Origin of the sequence: Planotetraspora thailandica (assembly GCF_016863335.1) — a bacterium.
In the GTDB taxonomy this organism is placed as follows: domain Bacteria; phylum Actinomycetota; class Actinomycetes; order Streptosporangiales; family Streptosporangiaceae; genus Planotetraspora; species Planotetraspora thailandica.
Window position 1 is genome coordinate 28,899 of the sequence record NZ_BOOR01000035.1, and the last position, 19,904, is coordinate 48,802.

Annotated in this window: 17 protein-coding genes; 7 read left to right on the plus strand and 10 right to left on the minus strand. The window is 69.4% G+C overall.

Going from position 1 to position 19,904, the window contains the following annotated elements; translation table 11 throughout:
* The first annotated feature begins 121 nt into the window (after nt 1-121).
* Nucleotides 122-763: a TetR family transcriptional regulator gene (locus Pth03_RS23450; protein WP_203946515.1), complete on the plus strand. Its 642-nt coding sequence runs from the start codon at nt 122-124 to the stop codon at nt 761-763.
* A gap of 95 nt (nt 764-858) precedes the next feature.
* Here the strand turns inward: Pth03_RS23450 and Pth03_RS23455 are convergent, their stop codons facing one another.
* From Pth03_RS23455 to Pth03_RS23470, 4 genes are all read right to left on the minus strand, one after another.
* Entirely contained in the window at nt 859-1,431 is a 573-nt protein-coding gene (locus tag Pth03_RS23455; protein WP_203946516.1) for a YqgE/AlgH family protein, read from the minus strand.
* Between the two features lie 105 nt (nt 1,432-1,536).
* Nucleotides 1,537-2,946 (minus strand): NAD-dependent malic enzyme, encoded by a 1,410-nt coding sequence (locus tag Pth03_RS23460; RefSeq protein WP_203946517.1) that lies wholly within the window; start codon nt 2,944-2,946, stop codon nt 1,537-1,539.
* A 207-nt stretch (nt 2,947-3,153) separates the two neighbouring features.
* Nucleotides 3,154-4,071 (minus strand): tetratricopeptide repeat protein, encoded by a 918-nt coding sequence (locus tag Pth03_RS23465; protein ID WP_203946518.1) that lies wholly within the window; start codon nt 4,069-4,071, stop codon nt 3,154-3,156.
* Nucleotides 4,072-4,143: 72 nt separating this feature from the next.
* The gene (locus Pth03_RS23470; RefSeq protein ID WP_203946519.1) at nt 4,144-4,611 is read right to left on the minus strand and encodes an Lrp/AsnC family transcriptional regulator; all 468 of its coding nucleotides are present in this window, start codon (nt 4,609-4,611) and stop codon (nt 4,144-4,146) included.
* Nucleotides 4,612-4,677: 66 nt separating this feature from the next.
* Here Pth03_RS23470 and Pth03_RS23475 point away from each other — a divergent pair, with 66 nt between their 5' ends.
* Nucleotides 4,678-6,063 carry a pyridoxal phosphate-dependent decarboxylase family protein gene (locus Pth03_RS23475; RefSeq protein WP_203946520.1) on the plus strand — a complete coding sequence of 462 codons (1,386 nt, stop codon included), beginning with the start codon at nt 4,678-4,680 and terminating at the stop codon, nt 6,061-6,063.
* 471 nt (nt 6,064-6,534) lie between these two features.
* Here the strand turns inward: Pth03_RS23475 and icmA are convergent, their stop codons facing one another.
* Nucleotides 6,535-8,217, minus strand: a complete 1,683-nt coding sequence (icmA, locus tag Pth03_RS23480; protein WP_203946521.1) for a coenzyme B12-dependent isobutyryl-CoA mutase large subunit — start codon at nt 8,215-8,217, stop codon at nt 6,535-6,537.
* A gap of 217 nt (nt 8,218-8,434) precedes the next feature.
* Here icmA and Pth03_RS23485 point away from each other — a divergent pair, with 217 nt between their 5' ends.
* Nucleotides 8,435-10,141, plus strand: a complete 1,707-nt coding sequence (locus tag Pth03_RS23485; RefSeq protein WP_239119304.1) for a S8 family peptidase — start codon at nt 8,435-8,437, stop codon at nt 10,139-10,141.
* A gap of 263 nt (nt 10,142-10,404) precedes the next feature.
* On the opposite strand, the gene Pth03_RS23490 is transcribed toward Pth03_RS23485, so the two are convergent.
* Nucleotides 10,405-10,950 carry a MarR family transcriptional regulator gene (locus Pth03_RS23490; RefSeq protein WP_203946523.1) on the minus strand — a complete coding sequence of 182 codons (546 nt, stop codon included), beginning with the start codon at nt 10,948-10,950 and terminating at the stop codon, nt 10,405-10,407.
* Nucleotides 10,951-11,345: 395 nt separating this feature from the next.
* Between Pth03_RS23490 and Pth03_RS23495 the strand changes: the two genes are divergently transcribed.
* Together Pth03_RS23495 and Pth03_RS23500 are read left to right on the plus strand one after the other, a co-directional pair.
* Nucleotides 11,346-13,067: a hypothetical protein gene (locus Pth03_RS23495; protein WP_203946524.1), complete on the plus strand. Its 1,722-nt coding sequence runs from the start codon at nt 11,346-11,348 to the stop codon at nt 13,065-13,067.
* A gap of 86 nt (nt 13,068-13,153) precedes the next feature.
* Complete coding sequence (locus tag Pth03_RS23500; RefSeq protein ID WP_203946525.1) at nt 13,154-13,855, plus strand: DUF4230 domain-containing protein; 702 nt, start codon at nt 13,154-13,156, stop codon at nt 13,853-13,855.
* A gap of 53 nt (nt 13,856-13,908) precedes the next feature.
* Here Pth03_RS23500 and meaB read toward each other — a convergent pair whose 3' ends face one another.
* Both meaB and Pth03_RS23510 read right to left on the minus strand, forming a co-directional pair.
* Nucleotides 13,909-14,868, minus strand: a complete 960-nt coding sequence (gene meaB / locus Pth03_RS23505) for a methylmalonyl Co-A mutase-associated GTPase MeaB (protein WP_203946526.1) — start codon at nt 14,866-14,868, stop codon at nt 13,909-13,911.
* A 2-nt stretch (nt 14,869-14,870) separates the two neighbouring features.
* A complete protein-coding gene (locus Pth03_RS23510; protein ID WP_203946527.1) occupies nt 14,871-16,064 on the minus strand; it encodes an acetyl-CoA C-acetyltransferase in 1,194 nt (397 codons plus the stop codon).
* Nucleotides 16,065-16,224: 160 nt separating this feature from the next.
* On the opposite strand from Pth03_RS23510, the gene mce reads away from it, so the two are divergent.
* Both mce and Pth03_RS23520 read left to right on the plus strand, forming a co-directional pair.
* On the plus strand, nt 16,225-16,647 hold the full coding sequence (gene mce / locus Pth03_RS23515; RefSeq protein ID WP_203946528.1) for a methylmalonyl-CoA epimerase: 423 nt from the start codon (nt 16,225-16,227) through the stop codon (nt 16,645-16,647).
* A 184-nt stretch (nt 16,648-16,831) separates the two neighbouring features.
* A complete protein-coding gene (locus Pth03_RS23520; protein ID WP_203946529.1) occupies nt 16,832-18,130 on the plus strand; it encodes a DivIVA domain-containing protein in 1,299 nt (432 codons plus the stop codon).
* A 155-nt stretch (nt 18,131-18,285) separates the two neighbouring features.
* Here Pth03_RS23520 and Pth03_RS23525 read toward each other — a convergent pair whose 3' ends face one another.
* Nucleotides 18,286-19,056 carry an alpha/beta fold hydrolase gene (locus Pth03_RS23525; RefSeq protein WP_203946530.1) on the minus strand — a complete coding sequence of 257 codons (771 nt, stop codon included), beginning with the start codon at nt 19,054-19,056 and terminating at the stop codon, nt 18,286-18,288.
* Nucleotides 19,057-19,132: 76 nt separating this feature from the next.
* On the minus strand, nt 19,133-19,873 hold the full coding sequence (locus tag Pth03_RS23530; RefSeq protein WP_239119305.1) for an alpha/beta hydrolase: 741 nt from the start codon (nt 19,871-19,873) through the stop codon (nt 19,133-19,135).
* Nucleotides 19,874-19,904 lie beyond the last annotated feature (31 nt).

The window sequence follows — 19,904 nt, forward strand, 5'->3', positions numbered from 1 at the left end:
GTCACCGTGATTGAGCACAAGGTGCCGTCAGGTAATTTATGTCAGCCCATGACAGATGACAAATTGTTTTATCCGACATACGGTGACATCTGACATCATGTGAACTACCAGTTTCGAGCAGGTGACAACTGTGGGTCTGCGCGAGCGCAAAAAAGTGCAGACGCGAAACGCCCTGATCGACGCCGCTCTCGACCTCTTCCTCACGCAGGGGTACGAGGCCACGACGATCGACCAGATCGCGGCCGAGGTCGACGTGTCTCCGCGCACGTTCTTCCGCTACTTCGCGTCGAAGGAAGAGGTGGCGCTCTCCCTCTTCGCCGACAGCCTGGAGATCTTCCTCGGCGACCTGGCGGCCCGCCCCGACAGCGAGCCGCCGTACACCGCCCTCAGCCAGGCGATGCGCTCCATGGTGGGGGCGCTGCAGGACGTGGATCCGGCGGACGCCGCGCGCTTCGTCAAGGCCAGAGAGTTGACCGAGTCGACCTCCGCCCTGCTGGCCGGGCAGATGCGTCTGCTCATGGAGAACGAGAAGAGGCTCGTCGCCGAGGTCGCGCGCCGACAGGGTGTCGGCGCCGACGACCTGCTGCCGCAGTTCGTCGTGTCGGTCTTCACCGGTATCGGGATGATCTGCTTCGGCAGCGGCAAGCAGCATCTCGACGTCATGGCCAAGCGCCTCGAGGACGTGCTCACGCTGGCCGACGGGTCGTTCCGCCCGGGCTGGGATCTGCCCCCGGCCGACGTCTCACCGTCCGGCGACGCCTGAGATCGCCCCGTCCGGCGGGTGCGGCCCTCCGTACGGCATACGGGCCGCCGGCCCGGTTCCCCGTACGGCCCGGCCGGGCCGTACGGGGGGCCGGTCTAGTTCTGCTGGGGGTCGTCGGGGAAGGTCGCGACGAGCGCGAGGTCGCCCTGCTGGCGGCGCAGGACCGTGCGCCACAGCCTGGCCGGGTCGGAGTTGAAGGTGTCGCCCGGCTCGGAGTCGACGACGTACCAGGCGCCTTCCTCGAGTTCGCTCTCCAACTGCCCGGCCGTCCAGCCCGCGTACCCGGCGAAGATCCGCATCTGCGAGATCTCCCCGGCCAGGATCTCCGGTGGCGCGTCGAGGTCCACCGTGCCCAGCCGGGACGTCGACCTGCCGCGAAGGCGGCGCCAGCCGAGCGGCTCCTCGCCGCTGAGCACCGCGGCCAGGGCCAGGGCGCTGTCGGTCTGCACCGGCCCGCCCTCGAACAGCACGGAGGGACCGGTGACCAGCGGGTCCCACGACGGCAGCACCTGGGTCACCGCGACCTCACTCGGCCGGTTGATGACGACGCCCAGCGTGCCGCCGTTCTCGTCGTGCTCGAGGACGTACACGACACTGCGCCGGAAGTTGGGGTCGTCGAGCAGAGGCGTCGCCACGAGGAGCCGGCCGACGTAGATCGCTTCCGCCATACTCCCATCATGAGGGAGGAACGGCGATTCATGCACGTCGGCCCCGGTTCGCTTCCGGCGCATCACTCTTTGTAATGATCATTGTCATCTCAGCGTGACGGATGATCATGCTTCCGTGAAACCACGCGCCTTTCCGCCCGCTGATTCCCGTACGGCCGCCGCCACCGCGTTGGACGCGTCCGGGTGGAAGACGCTGGGGATGATGTAGTTCGGCCCCAGCTCCTCGTCGGTGACGACCGCGGCCAGCGCCTTGGCGGCGGCGAGCAGCATCTCCTGCGTGACCTGGTTCGCCTGGGCGTCGAGCAGCCCGCGGAACACGCCCGGGAAGGACAACACGTTGTTGATCTGGTTCGGGTAGTCGGACCGGCCGGTGGCCACCACCGCGGCGTGCTCGCGCGCCTCGTCGGGAGAGATCTCGGGCTCGGGGTTGGCAAGGGCGAAGACCACCGCGTCCTTCGCCATGGACGCCACGTCGTCGCCGGTGAGGATTCCGGGTGCCGACACCCCGATGAAGACGTCGGCGCCCTTCACCGCGCCCCGCAGGTCACCCGCGTAGCCCTCCTCGTTGGTGTGCTCGGCGATCCAGCGCAGCGACTCGTCCAGGTCGTCCCGGCCCAGGTGGACGGCGCCCAGGTAGTCGCACACGACCACGTTGCGCGCTCCCGCCGCGAGCAGCAGCCGCAGCACGGCCGTTCCGGCCGCTCCCGCGCCCGCCAGCGTGATGCGCACCTCGGACAGTTCCTTGCGCACGACCTTCAGCGCGTTGGTCATCGCCGCCAGGACGACGATCGCCGTGCCGTGCTGGTCGTCGTGGAAGACCGGGATGTCCAGCAGCTCGCGCAGCCTGCGCTCGACCTCGAAGCAGCGCGGCGCGGAGATGTCCTCCAGGTTGATGCCGCCGAACCCGGGGGCGATCACCTGGACGGTCCGCACGATCTCGTCGATGTCCTGGGTGTCGAGGCAGATCGGCCAGGCGTCGATGCCGGCGAACCTCTTGAACAGCGCCGCCTTGCCCTCCATCACCGGGAGGGCGGCCTCCGGGCCGATGTTCCCCAGGCCCAGTACGGCCGAGCCGTCCGTCACCACGGCGACCGAGTTGCGTTTGATGGTGAGGCGGCGGGCGTCCTCGGGGTTGCGGGCGATGGCCAGGCTGACCCGCGCCACACCCGGGGTGTAGGCCATGGACAGCTCGTCGCGGTTGCGCAGCGGAACCTTCGACTGCATCTCGATCTTGCCGCCGAGGTGCATCAGGAAGGTCCGGTCCGACACCTTGTGGATCGTGACCCCCTCGACCGCACCCAGGCTGTCCACGATCGCCTGAGCATGGTCGGTGTCCTTGGCGGCACAGGTCACGTCGATCCGGAGCTTCTCGTGGCCGGCGTTGGTGACGTCGAGGGCGGTCACCACGCCTCCGGCGTTCTCCACCGCGTGGGTGAGCAGGCTTACGGCCTTACCCCCCGCCGGCACCTCGAGGCGAACGGTGATCGAGTATGAAACGCTCGGCACGGTGGCCACGGCAATCCGCTCCTTTGCGGGCTCTTCCTGCCGTGCTCGCTCGGGGGCTGGCTTCGACGGTCGCACGTCAGGCTGTCGCACCCGGCTCGACGGCTTCATGGGTGTACTCCATCGTGCCATCCCCGGGAGTGTGATTCAGCCGACAGCCGGGGACGGCATGACGAGTTCCACGCGTGCGCCCGTCGAACGGAGGCGGCCCGCCTGTGATCAGAAGAGCGCGTTGGCGAGGCTGCGCCGGGCCTTGGAGACGGCCGGGTCGTCGGTGGGCAGCGCCTCGAAAAGGGACAGCAGGTGACGCCTGGCCTTGTCGCGGTCGGCGCCGCTCGTGCGCCTGACCACCGCGACGAGCCGCTCGAAGGCGTCGTCGACCTTCCCGTCGAGCGTCTCGAGGTCGGCCGCCTGGATGTTCGCGTCGACGTCGGCGGGGTCGGCGGAGGCGCGGCGCATGACGTCGGCCGCGTCCAGGTCTTGGGTCCTGCGCAGCAGGCCGACCCCGGCAAGGCCGATCTTGGCGGCCTCGTCGCCCGGCGACCTCGCCAGCAGGCGCTCGAAGGCGGCGGTCGCCGCGTCGAGGTCGCCCTTCTCCATGGCCTCGTCGGCAGCCTGGAGATCGGGGTCGACGTACTCGGCCTCCTCCTCCTGCTCCTCCGTGGGAGCGGGGGCGGCGAGCTCGACCCCCAGTTGCTCGAAGACCTGGTTCAGTGCCTGCCGGAGCTGCGCCTCGGGCAGAGGGCCCTCGAAGAGCGGCATGAGCTGGCCCTGCACCGCCAGATAGACGGTGGGGATGGTCCGCATGCGCAGGGCCTGGGCGAGCTCGGGATTGGTCTCCACGTCGACGCGGGCGAGGAGCCACGCGCCGGCGGCCTCGGCGGCCAGCTTCTCCATGACCCGGCTGAACGGCTGGACCTGCTCGGCCCTCGGCACCGTCGCCTCGACGATCACCGGAACGCTCAGCGAGCGCTCCACGACGTCGGTGTTGAAGGTGGCCGCAGTGGCCTCGATGACGTCCGGGGTCGCGCCCGGTCCTTCGGCCTCGCGCCGCGCCTGCGCATCCAGAGCCTGCTTGCGCGCGCCGAGGTCCACGGCGCCGTACAGGGATCCAGGTCGAGAGAAGTCCGCTGCCATACCCCCAATCCTGCCGTACGCGCGTGCCTGATCCGTGCCAACCCCACCCCTCAGGGAGCCGGAGCCGGGGGATCAGTCCACGGGCAGCTGGATCGGTTGGCGCTCCGTCCGATAGATGAGAGTCGTCTCCAGGTGGATGATCTCCGGCCGGACGAGGATGCGTTCCAGGATCATCCGGTGCAGATGGTCGGCGTCGGGCACCGCGACGTGCACGAGGAAATCCTCCGGACCGGCCACGTGGAACAGCGCGATCGTCTCCGGCAGCCCGAGCACGAACGTGCGGAGCGGATCGACCAGCTGGCTGGTGTGCGGCCGTACGCGCAGGGCGAGAAGAGCCTGGAGCGAGCGGCCGAGCGCCCTGGTGTCCACCTCCGCCCGGAACGCGGTGATCAGGCCGCGCCGGCGCAGGCCGCGCACCCGCTCCAGCGCCGTGGAGGGCGCGACGCCCACACGTTCGGCGAGGTCCTTGTTGGGCAGGCGCGCATCGTTCTGCAGCTCCCGCAAAATCGCCCGGTCCGTCGAATCCAGTTCGCCGTTCATGGTGTATTCCGCCTCAGAGTTCGGTATCTATGGCGTCTTTCCGCTTGTCACGGCCATCATCCTCACATGGAGTCGAATCTGATGTGGGACATGAAAGAGTTCGCCGAAGCGGCCGGGGCGACAGTTGACGAGCTGGGCGCCTACGTGGACGACAGCCAGCACGGGGTGCCGCCGGTATTGCGCCGCCGGCCGCCGCGGGAGCTGGCGGACAAGCTCGGTCTGGCCAGGTGGATCCGTGAAGGAGGCATGACGCCCGAGGCGTACCGGCACTTCCTTCGCGACTACCTTGACGAGGGCACCCGGTTGCACCATCCGGCCTACCTTGGGCACCAGACCGCCGCGCCCTATTTCCCCGCCGCACTCGCCGACTTCGTCCACGGCGCGATCAACAATCCCATGGCGATCTACGAGATGGGCGCCTCGGCCGCGACGGTCGAATTCGAGGTGCTGCGCTGGATGCTCGCCACCGTGGGATTCGGCGAGACGGGCGGCGGCGTGCTCACCCACGGCGGCTCGCTCGCCAACTTGACCGCCCTGCTGGCGGCGCGGGCCCACGTCGCGCCCGACGCGTGGACCGACGGCGTCCCCGGAGACCTCGTGCTGCTGGCCCCGCCGTCCGCGCATTATTCGGTCACCCGGGCCGCCGCGATCCTCGGGATGGGCGAGAAGGCGGTGCTGCCCCTCGACGTGGACGGCCTGGGGCGGATCGACGTCGCCGCCCTGCCGGCGGCCCTCGATCGGGCGCGCCGCCTCGGGCGCCGGGTGATGGCGGTCGTCGCCGGAGCCTGCGCCACCAGTTCAGGGCTCTACGACGATCTGAGGGGCATCGGGGAGGTCTGCGCGCGGCACGGCGTCTGGCTCCACGTGGACGGCGCGCACGGGGCCTCCGCACTGCTCAGCGAACGGCACCGGCATCTGCTCGACGGCATCGAACTGGCCGACTCCGTCATCTGGGACGCGCACAAGATGTTGCGGACCGCCGGCCTGGCCGCCGCCGTGCTCACGCGGAGGGAGTCCGACCTGGACGCCGCCTTCCGGCAGCAGGCGAGCTACCTGTTCTACGGCGACCAGGGATTCGACCTGGTCGGCCGCACCGTGGAGTGCACCAAGGCCGGTCTTGGGCTGAAGATCTTCCTCAATCTCGCCTGGCTCGGGGAGAAGGGCATGGGCGATTTCGTGGCCCGGCAGTACGACACGGCCCACCGGTTCTGGGAGTTGGGCAGGGACAGGCCCGGGTTCGACTTTCCGTACGAGCCGGAGACCAACATCGTCTGCTTCCGGTACGGCACGGCCGACCAGGCCGCCGTCAGGGAGCGGCTGATGGACGACGGCTCCTTCCATCTGACGTCGGCCGAGATCGGCGGAGTCCGCCATCTGCGGGTGACCGTGATGGCCCCCGCGACCGACGACACAACCCTCGAAGCCCTCCTCACCAAGATCGCCGAGGCTTGATCACAAACCCCCTTGGGAATCACGCAAACCCTTGGGCGTGATGCAAAACCCTTTGGCGTGATGCAAAACCCTTGGGCGTGATGCAAAACCCTTGGGCGTGATCATGCAGAAGTTCGCAGGCATGCCCCATGAGCTGCCCCAACCCAATGCGTGATCATGCAGAAGTTCGGCAGAATGCCCGACGACCTGGGCAAACGTGAACCGTGATCATGCAGAAGTTCGGCGCCGTGCCGTACGAACTGGGAGGGCATGTTGCGTGATCATGCACTTCGAGAGTGCATGATCACGCAACATGAAGCGCCAGGCCGGCCCCATACCGCGCGAGCTTTTGCATGATCACGAATGGCATATTCCCTGCTCAGCACAGGCTTCCGCGAACTTCTGCATGATCACGGGCAGCGTTTGGGCAGCTCACGGGCCATATCCACGAACTTCTGCATGATCACGCGAAGGGGGGCGATCACGCGGAGGTTAGAAGCGGGCGGGTTCGGAGTAGGTGCCCCATTCGGTACGGAGTACGTCGCAGATCTCCCCCAGGGTGGCCTCGGCCCTCACGGCGTCGAGCATGGGCGGGATCATGTTGGCCGTCGTCCTCGCGGCATCCGTGAGCGCGGCCAGGGCGGCGTCCACGGCGGCCTGGTCTCTCGCGGCCCGGCGTCCGGCGAGCACCCGCCGCTGTTCGAGTTCGACCTCGTGACTGATCCTGAGGATCTCCAGGGGCTCCTCGACGGTCGCGGTGTGGCAGTTCACCCCGACGATGCGCTTTTCTCCCTTTTCCAGCTTCCGCTGGTAGTCGAAGGCCGCCTCGGCGATCTCGGACATGAACCAGCCGTCCTCGATTCCACGGAGGATGCCGGAGGTCATCGTCCCATCCGGCCCCATTTCCCGAATTTTCGTGAAAATGGCTTCGGCTTCCTCCTCCAGCCTGTCGGTCAGCGCCTCCACGTACCACGAGCCGCCGAGCGGATCGACGACGTTGACGACCTCGGTCTCCTCCATGATGACCTGCTGCGTCCTGAGGGCGATCTCCGCGGCCTTCGCCGACGGCAGCGCGAGCACCTCGTCCAGCGCGTTGGTGTGCAGCGAGTTGGTGCCGCCGAGCACGGCCGCCAGGGCCTCGATCGCCGTACGGACGACGTTGTTGTCCGGCTGCTGCGCCGTCAGGGAGACGCCCGCGGTCTGCGTGTGGAAGCGCAGCCACTGGGCCTTCTCGGTCCGGGCGCCGTACACGTCGCGCATCCAGCGGGCCCAGATCCGCCGAGCCGCCCTGAACTTGGCGATCTCCTCGAAGAAGTCGATGTGCGCGTCGAAGAAGAACGACAGCCCGGGGGCGAAGGCGTCCACGTCCAGCCCTCGCGACAGGCCCAGCTCGACGTACCCGAACCCGTCGGCCAGGGTGAAGGCCAGCTCCTGCGCGGCCGTCGACCCTGCCTCCCTGATGTGATAGCCGGAGACCGACAACGGCTTGTAGGCGGGGATCTCGGCGGCGCAGAACTCCATGAGGTCGCCGATGAGCCGCAGATGGGGCTCGGGGGCGAACAGCCACTCCTTCTGCGCGATGTACTCCTTGAAGATGTCGGTCTGGAGCGTCCCGTTCAGCCGGCTCGCGGGCACGCCCTGCCGTTCGGCGGCGACGACGTACATGCAGAAGATCGGTACGGCCGGCCCGCTGATGGTCATCGACGTCGTCACGTCGCCGAGCGGGATGCCCTCGAAGAGCTGGTCCATGTCGAGCGCGGAGTCCACCGCGACGCCGCAGTGGCCCACCTCGCCGAGCGCGTGGTCGTCGTCGGAGTCGCGGCCCATCAGCGTCGGCATGTCAAAGGCGACGGACAGGCCGCCGCCCCCGGCGCCCAGGATCATCTTGTAGCGCTCGTTGGTCTGCCGGGCGTTGCCGAAACCGGCGAACTGCCGGATCGTCCAGGGCCGTCCGCGATAACCCGTCGCGTAAAGGCCGCGAGTGAAGGGGAACTCGCCCGGCCACCCGATGCGCTCCATCCGCGGATCTTCACCGGGCGGACCGTAAACGGGGTCTACCTCCAGTCCGGAAAGCGTCCGGAATTCCCGTGTCCGTTTGAAGGCGGCGTCGTACCGCGCCTGCCAGCGAGCCCTTCCGGCCTCGTCGCCGGGGGTGTTCGCACGCTCGGGGTCCATTCAGCCTCCACCTGTCTCGGCTCCCGAGAAAAATACTAGGACGTCCTACTACCGATGCCCAACCCCGCACCTCCGGAGCACACGAAGAGTTATCCCGCCATTCCTCCAAGAACACTTTCATGTCACACGTTGGTCGCAAATCTCTCCGGATCTTTGACAAGGGCGAGAAATCTTCAAGCATGGTCAACGCCCTCTCAAAGTCCACATGGAGGTGGATGTGAAGCGCGTCACAGTCGTCGTCGCTACGACCGCGGTCGTAGCTGCGACCTTGACGGCCCCGGCTCAGGCTGTCGAAACCAGGCAATCCGGAGCCAAAACCGAGTACGTCGTTCTGTACAAGGAAGGCGCGAACACCGCCCAGGCCCAAAAGGCCATCGAGGCGGCCGGCGGCACGATCGTGAAGGTCAACGCCGAAGTGGGTGTCGCCACGGTCAGCACCGCCAACGCCGGCTTCGCCGGCACGATCCAGAGCGACGCCGCCATCGCGGGCGTCGCCCGCAACCGCACGATCGGCACCGTGCCGCACGACGCGGCCGTCGCCCGCAAGGCCCAGAACAAGGTGGTCGAGCGCGAAGGCCGCGGACACGGCTCCGTCACCAAGTGGAAGCGGAACGTCAAGGACGAGCCGCTGGCCGGCCTCCAGTGGGACATGAAGCAGATCCAGGCGGACAAGGCCCACAAGTACGAGGAAGGCGACAAGGGCGTCCTGGTCGGCATCCTCGACACGGGCATCGACGCGTCCCACCCGGACATCGCACCCAACTTCAACAGGAAGCTGAGCCGCAACTTCACCGTCGACCTCCCGGCCGACGCGAACGGCACCGTCATCGACGGGCCGTGCGCGAGCGACCCCGACGGATCCTGCAACGACCCCGCCGACGTGGACGAGGACGGCCACGGCACGCACGTCGCGTCGTCGATCGCCTCGCCGATCAACGGCCTCGGCGTCGCGGGCGTCGCACCCAAGGTGAGCCTCGTCAACCTGCGGGTCGGCCAGGACTCGGGTTACTTCTTCGTTCAGCCCACCATCGACGCCCTCACCTACGCGGGCGACGTCGGCGTCGACGTGATCAACATGAGCTACTACATCGACCCGTGGCTGTTCAACTGCGCCGACAACCCGGCCGACTCCCCCGCCGAGCAGCTGGAGCAGCGGACGATCGTCTCGGCGGTCCAGCGGGCGCTCGACTACGCACACCGGCACGGCGTGACGCTCGTGTCGGCGGCCGGCAACGGCGCAACCGACTACACCAAGACGATCGTCGACGCCTCCAGCCCCGACTTCGCCCAGGTCGCCGGTCAGCAGCCCCGTACCCGCACGATCCCGACGAGCTGCATCTCGATGCCGAGCGAGGGTGAGCACGTGATCTCGGTGTCCTCCACCGGCATCAGCACCCGCAAGTCGTACTACTCCGACTACGGCAACGGCTACATCGACGTGGCCTCGCCAGGCGGCGACGCCTACGACACCCCCGGCAACACCCGGGACGTCACCAAGGCGACGCTGTCGGCCTACCCCAAGTCGCTCGCCGTCGCCAACGGTGAGATCGACGAGAACGGCGACCCGACGGTCGACTACGTCGTGAAGGACTGCAAGGGCAAGGTCTGCGCCTACTACCAGTACCTTCAGGGCACCTCGATGGCCTCCCCCCGGGCGGCCGGCGTCGCGGCTCTGATCGTCAGCAAGTACGGCCACCGCGACCCGCACCACGGCGGCCTGACGCTCGACCCCGACGTGGTGGAGAACATCCTCAAGGGCACCGCCACCAAGAAGTCCTGCCCGAACCCGGCCGCGTTCACCTACACGCGCATCCTGCCGACCGGTCAGACCACGACCGCGACGCACACGTGTGAGGGCACCACCTCCAACAACGGCTTCTACGGCAAGGGCATCGTGAACGCCCTCCACGCCGTGGGCCACTGATCGACCCGCAGCGTCATCCGCGGTAACACAACGGCCACCGCCCCCGGCGGTGGCCGTTTTTATTGCGCTCGCTCCGCTCGCGCGGGCTCGGGACGCCTTCAGGCGGCTCCTTCCCTCGGCATCGTGCTTGGGCCAACCCCGAGCGCGAGGGGCGCGGCCGGGTCTGGACTGAGGAACGCCCGCAGCGAGGAACGAGCGAGGACGTGACGAGGGAAGACACGGCCTCAAAGCGCCCCGAGCCCGCGCAAGCGAAGCGAGCGCAATCAGACGCTGAAATCGCCGGCGGCGACCCTCAGGGTTTTGAGCAGGTCGAACATCGCATCCAGGTCGGCGTCGCCGTACATGCCCATGCCGAATCCGGCGTTCATCAGGTCGGCGGTGGCCCGGGCGACGACGCCACGGCCTTCTTCGGTTATGTGCGCGAGGACTCCGCGCCCGTCCCGGGGGTTGCGCATGCGCTTCACGAGCCCGGAGCGCTCCAGCCGGTCGACGGTGTTCGTCACGCTCGTCGGATGCACCATCAGGCGTTCGCCGATCTTGGACAGAGGCAGTGCGCCCGTCCTGCTGAACGTGAGCAACACAAGTGCCTCATACCGGGCGAACGTCAGATCGTACGGCTTGAGCAGTGCGTCGAGCTGCGCGAGGAGGATCTGGTGGGCCCGCATGATCGACGTGACGGCGGCCATCGCGGACGACGGGCCGAATTTCTCCCGCCAGGTTTCCGCGGCCCGCTCGATGGGGTCGAACGGCAGATTGAGAGGCCTGGCACCACCTGCCGGCAGTGGGCTTGAACTGGGCGGGAAGGACATGGCCCCATACGGTACCGCCACGCCGTTCGTGATCGATCCGCGTACGGTGCGTAACCGAATTCATTCCTTGACCCCAGAACTCCTACCCCAAGGGTCACGCTCCGTTATGGTTGCCACGTCAAAAGGTGAGGCGGCGGCAAACCCGGTGGCCCGGGGCGCCCGGTCTGCTAGCGGCGGACCGAGGCGAGGCCGACGGAGGATCAGCGCCAGGGGGAACGGCGTGGTCTCCTTGCCCCGCTCACACAGGCACGGGGGGTGCTTGATGGGCAGCTTGCCTGTCCCGGTGTGTAACGCGCACCGGATATCAACGATGGCGTGGCCGGCGGCCGCGCCTGGCCGTGGGTAGCCACAGGGGCGTTTCACGCGAGGAGTTCAAGCACAGCACGGTCGTCACGGTGACCGTGTTGTTGGCACTTGGGCTCATCGCCGCGTGGAGCGTCCTGATTCCCGGCTTCATGAGCTGGGACGACATAGTGATGGCGGTCATCGGCTCGCTGCGGCTCACAGGCCCGGTGGCGGCCGCGTTCGCGGCGTGGGTGGCGGTGTGCAAGCACCGCGCGGGCCGCGGCCGCGCGATGACGCCGTGGCGGGCCGTGAAGGCCCCGCTGGCGATCCTCTTGGTGGTGACCGGCTCGTTCGGCACCACGGTGCTGGTGCTCGGGTTGCGGGCGGGCCTGGGCGAGCAGCCCGGCCGGATGGTGCCCAGCGGGCTGGCGATGTGCGTCGCCTCGCTGACGCTGTACGTCGTGGTCGGCTGGATCGTGGGCTGGCTGCTGCCCGTGATCGCGACGCCGGCCGTCGCGGGTCTCGGCACCTATGTGCTGTTCACCTGGCTGGCCGGCAACTTCCGGTGGGCGGACCGGCTCGCCCCGGCGACGCGGGAGCCGTACAACCTGTTCGAGGGGATGAGCGCGACGGCTTTCACCGACCAGACGTTGTGGCTGGTCGGCCTGAGCACCGCGCTGCTGCTCGGCTGGGTGGCGCTCGTCACCGGGCGCACGCTCGCGCTGGCCGCCGCGGTCATCGCGGTGCTGGCGGCGGGCACGGGAGCGGCGAGGCTCGTCACCGAGCCGCAGACGGTGGCCGCGACCGAGCGCCTGGTCTACAGCTGCCAGGAGTGGCCGATCACCGTGTGCGTGCATCCGACGATGCGTGGCGGCCTGACCGAGCTGGTCAGCACGTTCACGACGATCGCGGCCCGGCTGGCCGGAACTCCCGCCGGCTTCAAGCGGGTGGAGCAGCACTCGCGCGGCGACGACGACACGGCCGATCCCGGGGTGGCCTTCATCCACGTCGACGACCTGGGCGACGGCTACGCCGACCGCGCGGCGACCGAGTTCCTCGACCATCTGGCCAGGCCGTGCCCGGGGATGATCGCCGCCGGTTACCGGGCCATCGTGATCGCCTGGCTGCGCAACGAGCCACTGCCCGCGGGGCCGATCCCCGAGCACCGGTACGCCGCGGTGTGGTTCTCGGAACTCACCGAGACGCAGCGGCGCGACTGGCTGCGCATGTTCTACTCCGACTTCGTGTCGTGCGGGCTGCAGAGCAGGCATTTCGGCGGTGGAGTCCGGCCGGCCGTCCCGAAGATGACCGGATATCCGGTGGGCGGCGAGCATGATTACGCGCCGGTCTATCCCGTCAACCCGAGCCCGTCCTATCCGCCCACGGCCGCACCCGTCCTGACGCCGTCGCCGACGGACGTGCCGCCCGCCCCCGCCGTGCCTCCCGGCCCCGGCCCGGTCACGACGCCCGGGCAGTCGGCCGGTCCGCAGTCGCCAGAGCCGGGGCAGTCGCCGGGCGCGGGTCAGGGACAGGACCCGGGTTCGGCTCCGGGCACGGCCCCCGAGGCGAGCGCGTCTCCGGGTCCTGGGGCCGCGCCGACGGGTCCCGGCGACCCCACCGGGCGCGACTCCCACCACGCCCGCGGATTCCGCGACGGCTCCTGGCCGGGCGGCCACCGGATCGACCCGGGCTCCGGCGGCGACTCCCAGCCGGCTCAGGATTCCCGCCGCGGCACCGATTTCCGCCCTGACCAGGAACGTCTCCCCCCAGGCCGCACGATCACGCCGCCGGACGTCCGGCAGGCCACCGGGGCGGTGCCCGGAAACCAGTGAGACGCCCGTTCCCCCCGCGCCGCCGAAAGCCGCGGCGCGGGCAACCGGGATGTGAGATCGCCCCAATAGGGGGAAGATGTCCTCCCGTGGACCGCCAGACCCGACACCTCCCCGAGCCGGCCACGGGCCCGCTCCCCGACCAGCCTCCGGCCCGCAATCCCCGCAGAGGCTGGCGGCTTCTCGCCGGTGTCCTCTTCGTCATCCTCCTCGTCGTCGTGGGCGCACGTCTTACGTGGTCATGGCTGAACCCGCTTGGAGAGGAGACCATCGACCGCAGCGGCCCGGTGCTGTTGCAGTCGATCCAGAACCTCAGCCGGTACGAGGCCGCGACCGGCAACTTCCAGGTCATCGTCGACCTGGAGAAGGACGCCAACTTCCTGCCCGACGCCATCAAGGGCACCAGGACCCTGTTCGTCGGCGTGGGCAGCGTGGACGCCTACGTGGACTTCTCAGGCCTGTCCAAGGACGCCATCACCGTCTCCCCCGACGGCAAGACCGTGACCGTACGGCTTCCGCACGCCCAGCTCGAAAAGCCCAACCTCGACAACAAGCGTTCCTACGTCTACGCGCAGCAGCGGGGCCTTTTCGACCGGGTGTCGGACTTCCTGTCCTCCTCGTCGCAGAACCAGCAGGAGCTCTACCTGCTGGCCGAGCAGAAGATCGGGGACACGGCGGCCTCGAGCGACCTGCGCGCCCGGGCCGACCAGAACACCAAGGTCGCGCTGGAGAGCATGCTGAAGTCGCTCGGCTTCACGACCGTCGTCATCCAGTACGACGACCAGTCCTGACGACCGCTCATTCCGCGCTCGGCTGAGCGGCGGGAGCCGTACAGCCCGGCCACTCAGTTGAGCGCGGCGATGAGGTCGTCGGCGGCCGAATAGGGGTCGAGGCCGCCCGCGAGCAGCCGCTCCGCGAGGGAGGCGAGCCGGTCCTCCTGAGGGTCGGCGAGCCGCGACCTCAGCCGGGCGAGCACGATCGCCTCGATCTCGTCCCTGGCGCGGGCGAGTCTGCGGAAGTGGAGCTCGCCCGAGCCCTTCAGGTGGGCGGCGTGCTTGTCGAGCGCGGCCAGCAGGTCGTCGGCGCCCTCGCCCTTGGCGGCCACGGTCGTGACGATCGGCGGCCGCCAGGGCGCCTCGACGAGGGCGACCATGTTGCGCAGTTCCCGCACGGTCGCCTGGACGCCCTCCCGGTCGGCCTTGTTGACCACGAACACGTCGGCGACCTCGAGGATGCCCGCCTTGGCGGCCTGCACGCCGTCGCCCATGCCGGGGGCGAGCAGCACGAGGGTGGTGTCGGCGAGGCGCGCGACGTCCACCTCGGCCTGGCCGACGCCCACGGTCTCGATGAGGATCACGTCGCATCCGGCGGCGTCGAGCACGCGCAACGCCTGCGGCGTCGCCCAGGCGAGCCCGCCCAGGTGGCCCCGGCTGGCCATGCTGCGGATGAAGACCTCCGGATCGGTGGCGTGCTCCTGCATCCGCACCCGGTCGCCGAGCAGCGCGCCCCCGGTGAAGGGGCTGGAGGGGTCGACGGCGAGCACGCCCACCCGGCTTCCGCGGGCGCGGAACGCCTGGATGAGCATGCCCGTCGTCGTCGACTTGCCGACCCCGGGCGCGCCCGTCAGGCCGATGACCCGCGCGGTGTACGGCTCCCGCGTCCCGGTGGCGAGCTCCGCCATGGCCTCGCGGAGTGTGCCCGCGCGCTCGGGCGACGACACGGCATTCTCGACCAGCGAGAGCAGGCGCGCCACCGCACGGGGCCGGCCCAGCCGCGCCTCGGCGACGAGCGCCGCGACCTCCATCGTCAGTTTCCCGAGCCGGGGACGCGGATGATGAGGGCGTCGCCCTGGCCGCCGCCGCCGCACAGGCCGGCCGCGCCGAGGCCGCCGCCGCGGCGCTTGAGCTCGTGGGCCAGGGCCAGCACGATCCGGGCGCCGGACGCGCCGATCGGGTGACCGAGGGCGATGCCGCCGCCGTTCACGTTGATCTTGTCCATCGGGACGCCGAGCTCCTTGGCCGACTGGAGCACGACCTGGGCGAACGCCTCATTGATCTCCAGCAGGTCGAGGTCGCCCGTCGTCAGCCCCTGCTTGCCGAGCGCCTGCTTGATCGCGTTGGCCGGCTGGGACTGCAGCGAGTTGTCCGGCCCGGCCACGTTGCCGTGGGCGCCGATCTCGGCCAGCCATTCGAGGCCCAGCTCCTCGGCCTTCGCCCGCGACATGACCACGACGGCCACGGCGCCGTCGGAGATCTGGGACGCCGACCCCGCGGTGATGGTGCCGTCCTTGCTGAAGGCGGGACGCAGCCGGGCGAGGGCCTCCACGGTCGTGTCCGCCCGGATGCCCTCGTCGGCGGAGAACTCGATCGGCTCGCCCTTACCCTGCGGCAGGGAGACGGGAACGATCTCGTCGTCGAAGACGCCGTTCTTGGTCGCCTTCGCGGCGAGCTGGTGCGAGCGGGCGGAGAACTCGTCCTGCTCCTCACGGGTGAGGCCGAGCCGCTTGTTGTGGTGCTCGGTGGACGCGCCCATCGCCACCTGGTCGTAGGCGTCGGTGAGGCCGTCGAACGCCATCGAGTCGACGATGCCGGCGTCGCCGTACTTGACGCCCTTGCGCAGCCCGGGCAGCAGGTGGGGGGCGTTGGTCATCGACTCCATGCCTCCCGCCACGACGATGTCGAACTCGCCGGCCCTGATCAGCTGGTCGGCCAGGGCGATCGCGTCGAGGCCGGACAGGCACACCTTGTTGATGGTGAGGGACGGCACGGTCATGGGTATGCCCGCCTTCACGGCGGCCTGACGTGACGGAATCTGCCCCGCCCCCGCCTGGAGCACCTGACCCATGATCACGTATTGCACCTGGTCGGGGGCGACGCCGGCGCGCGACAGCGCGGCCTTGATGGCGATGCCGCCCAGCTCGACAGCGGAAAGATCGGCGAGCGAGCCCAGCAGCTTCCCGATGGGCGTGCGTGCTCCGGCGACGATGACGGAACCAGACATTTCAGGGGCCTCCACCACGAGATCAGGGCGACGGTGCCACCATACCCAGCAGACGCCGGACGACCGCGGGGAGCGGGCCCCCTTCGGCGCCTGCCTCCCGGGGGGCTTCGGCCCGGACTTCAGGCGGACTTCGGCGACGGGCGAAAGGGAGTGACCGAAAATGTTGTTGAGGATCGATCATGTGGGAATCGCGTGCCACAATCTGAACGAGAAGATCGAGTTCTACGAGTCCGTGTTCGGGCTGACCGTGGTGAGCCGGGAGGTCAACGAGGAACAAGGCGTCCGTGAGGCCATGCTGCACGTGGCGGACGGCGACCAGGGCGCCTCCTACGTCCAGCTGCTGGAGCCGCTCCACCCCGACACCGCGGTGGGCAAGTTCCTGGCCAAGCGGGGCGAGGGCGTGCACCATATCGGTTACGGAGTGGCGGACATCACGAAAGCCTTGGCGGAAATCTCCGCGAAAGGTGTGCGTTTGGTCGACGAAAGGCCGCGGCACGGCTCGATGGGAGCTTCGATCGCCTTTCTCCATCCGAAAGACATCGGAGGAGTGCTCACCGAACTCGTCGAGACATCACGGCGCTGAGTCAAACGCAAGAAACGTTCATACGTAACAAGTCACGCAGAAAGTCGGACGGGGCCGCCAACACGGCAGTACCGGAGTACGCTGACGTACCACCGGACGTGGATGCCCTATGGGTTCCTCGCCTCGGATGTCCGAACCCCCCGTCCGGCCCGTGTAGCCGTCTCGACAACCAGGATCGAGCCTCATGCAGTCCGACATCGACGCCCACCAGCTCAATAATTTCTTCGAAGACGCCCCTTCCCGGGAATTCGACGTGGTGCTCAGGGGCTATGACCGGCACCAGGTCCACGACCACTTGAAGACGCTCGACACCGAGCTGCGTCAGGCCAAGGAGCAGGTGAGCGCGCTGCAGCGCGACCTGTCCGACTCGCAGCGCCAGTTGCAGGAGCAGGAGCGCCCGACCTACTCCGGTCTCGGCGCCCGCATCGAGCAGCTGCTGCGTCTGGCGGAAGAGCAGGCCACGGAGCTCGTGCAGGCGGCCAGGTCCGAGGCGAACGAGATCAAGGCGGCGGCTCGGGTGGACGCGGCCGACCTCCGTGCGGCCGCAGAGAACGAGGCAGCGGAGAAGCGGGCCCTGGCCAACCGCGAGGCCGAGGACATGCGGACCACGGCCGAGCGCGACGCCGAGGAGATCCGCTCCACCGCCAAGCGCGAGTCCGACGAGCTGACCTCCACGACCGAGCGCGAGGTCGCCAAGCTGCGCGCCACGGCCGACCACGAAGTGGCGGAGAAGCGCGCCGACGCCGAGCGTGAGATCGCCAAGCTGCGCACCACCACCGAGCGCGAGGTCGCCCAGCTGCGCGCGTCCACCAAGCGCGAGCGCGACGAGGTGCTCACCACGGCCAAGCGCCAGGCGGACGAGATGCGCGCCCAGGCACAGCGGGTCCTGGAGGAGTCCGAGGCCAAGCGGGCCCAGGACGAGGCCGAGTTCGAGATCCAGCTCGCCGCCCGCCGTGAGGAAGCGGAGCGGCAGGAGGCGGAGCGGCACGCGACCGCCCAGGCCAACACCCAGAAGCTGGTCGCCGAGGCCGAGCAGCGCGCCGCCACGGCCGAGCAGCGGGCCACCAAGGCCACGCAGCAGGCCGAGCAGACCCGCCGCGAGGCCGACACCCACGCCAAGCAGCTGCTCGCCAACGCGCGTAAGAACGCCGACCAGCTGGTGGCCGAGTCCAAGTCCAGCGCCGAGTCGATCGTGACCGACGCCAAGAGCGAAGCGGAGCGCACCCGCACTGCGATGCAGCGTCAGGTCGACGAGCTCACCCGCCAGCGCGACAGCATCACCAGCCACCTCGCCCAGCTGCGTCAGCTGCTCGGCGGCGCGGCTCTCCCGGGCATGGAGCCCGAGCACGCTCCGGTCGCCGCGGCCCCGGCGAAGCCGGCCCTGTCCGCCGCGCCTCCCGTGGCCGACAAGCCCGTGGTGGCGGCCAAGCCGGTCGAGCCCGCTCCCAAGGCCGACGACGACGCCGAATGGTGGCAGGAGTAACAACCGTCGCTTTCGGGGAGTTGGCGACGGCTATCTGAACGGCTATACGGGAAGGGCCCGGCGGGATCGATCTCGCCGGGCCCTTCCGGTTGCCGCACCGGGCCCTGTGCCGCCCTGCTCGGTCCGCTGAGCCGGATCCCGGTCCGTAAGGGAGCTCAGCTGAGGGACCGTACGAACTCCGCGACGACGTGGTTGAACGCCTCGGGCTGCTCGATCGCGGACAGATGGCCCGCCTTGTCGATGACCTCAAGCTTCGCGCCCGGAGTGGCCGCGGCCATCGCCTCCGCGTCGGAGGGCGGGGACAGTTCGTCCTCCTCGCCCACGACGACCAGTGCGGGCACGTCCAGCGCCCGCAGCGTGTCGAAGGAGTCCGGCCGGGCCGCCATCGCGCGCTGGGCCCAGGCGACGGCCACCGGCGGGGCCGACTGCATCAGGCCGCGCACACGTCCGACGACCATGCCCCGGCGCTGCTTGCTGGTCACGCCGAGCAGCGCAGGCATGACGTCGTCGACCAGGACTCCCGAGCCGCCGTCGAGCACCGCGCGGGCGACGCGTTCCCGGTTGGCCCGGGCCGCCTCCGTGTCCGCATCGGCCTTGGTGTCGGCGAATATCACGCCGCGCAGCCGGTCGGGATGGCGGCGGCAGAACGCCATCGTCACGTAGCCGCCCATGGACAACCCGCCGACCACCGCCCGGTCGATGCGTTCAGCATCGAGCAGGCCCGCGACGTCGTCGGCCATCGCGTCGACCGAGGGATCGTCGTCGCCCAGCCGTGAACCGCCGAATCCCCGCAGGTCAGGGGTGATGACCCGGCACACCGGGGCGAGGCTCTCGCGCTGCGCGAGCCACATCGCCGAGGAGAGCGGGAACGCGTGAAGCAGGACGACGGGCAGGCCGCTTCCAGCCGATCGGGAGTACAGCTGCATCAGGTCAAGGTAACGCGCGATCGGCCGCTTGCCACCCTTCCGCGGCCGATTCGGCGCCCACGAGTGCGGACGAGCCCTATACCGCCATCGGAAGGGGCGCGGCGGCCGGGTTGACCCGCCTGACGATCTCGTTGAGGACGATCCGCACGTACGGCTCGCCCACCCACAGGTGCTTGGCCCCGTCGACGCCGACGACCTCGGCCTGGGGCACACGGGCGAACCGGCGGGTGGCCTCCTCCGGCTGGAGGTAGTCGTCGAACTCCGGCACGAGGGCGACCAGGGGCCGGCCGAACTCGGCCCAGGCGTCGAGATCGGCCTCGCCGGCCCGGCGCAGCGGAGGCGACAGCAGGATCGCGCCTTCGACGAGGGGGTCCCTCCCCCACTTCAGGGCGAGCTCGGTGCCGAAGGACCAGCCGACCAGCCACGGGTGGGGGAGATCGTGGAACTCCGCGTATTCGAGGGCGGCCGCCACGTCGTAGCGTTCGGTCTCTCCCTCGCCGAAGGAGCCCTGTGAGGTACCGCGTTCGGAGGTCGTGCCCCGGGTGTTGAAGCGCAGCACGGCGAGGTCGGCCAGAGCGGGCAGGCGGTAGGACGCCTTGCGCAGCACGTGGCTGTCCATCATGCCGCCGTGCGTGGGCAGGGGATGCAGGCACACGAGCGTCGCGACCGGCGGTTTGCCCTCCGGAAGCGCGAGCTCCCCGACGAGGGTCAGGCCGTCGGCCGTGTGGAGCTCGATGTCGTCCCGCTTGGCGGGCAGGACCGTCGACGCCCTGATGTCCCGCGGCTGCGATTCCGCGTGCGGCTGCGAGTGCGACACCCCTACCGCACCCCCTTTGCCGTGATCATGC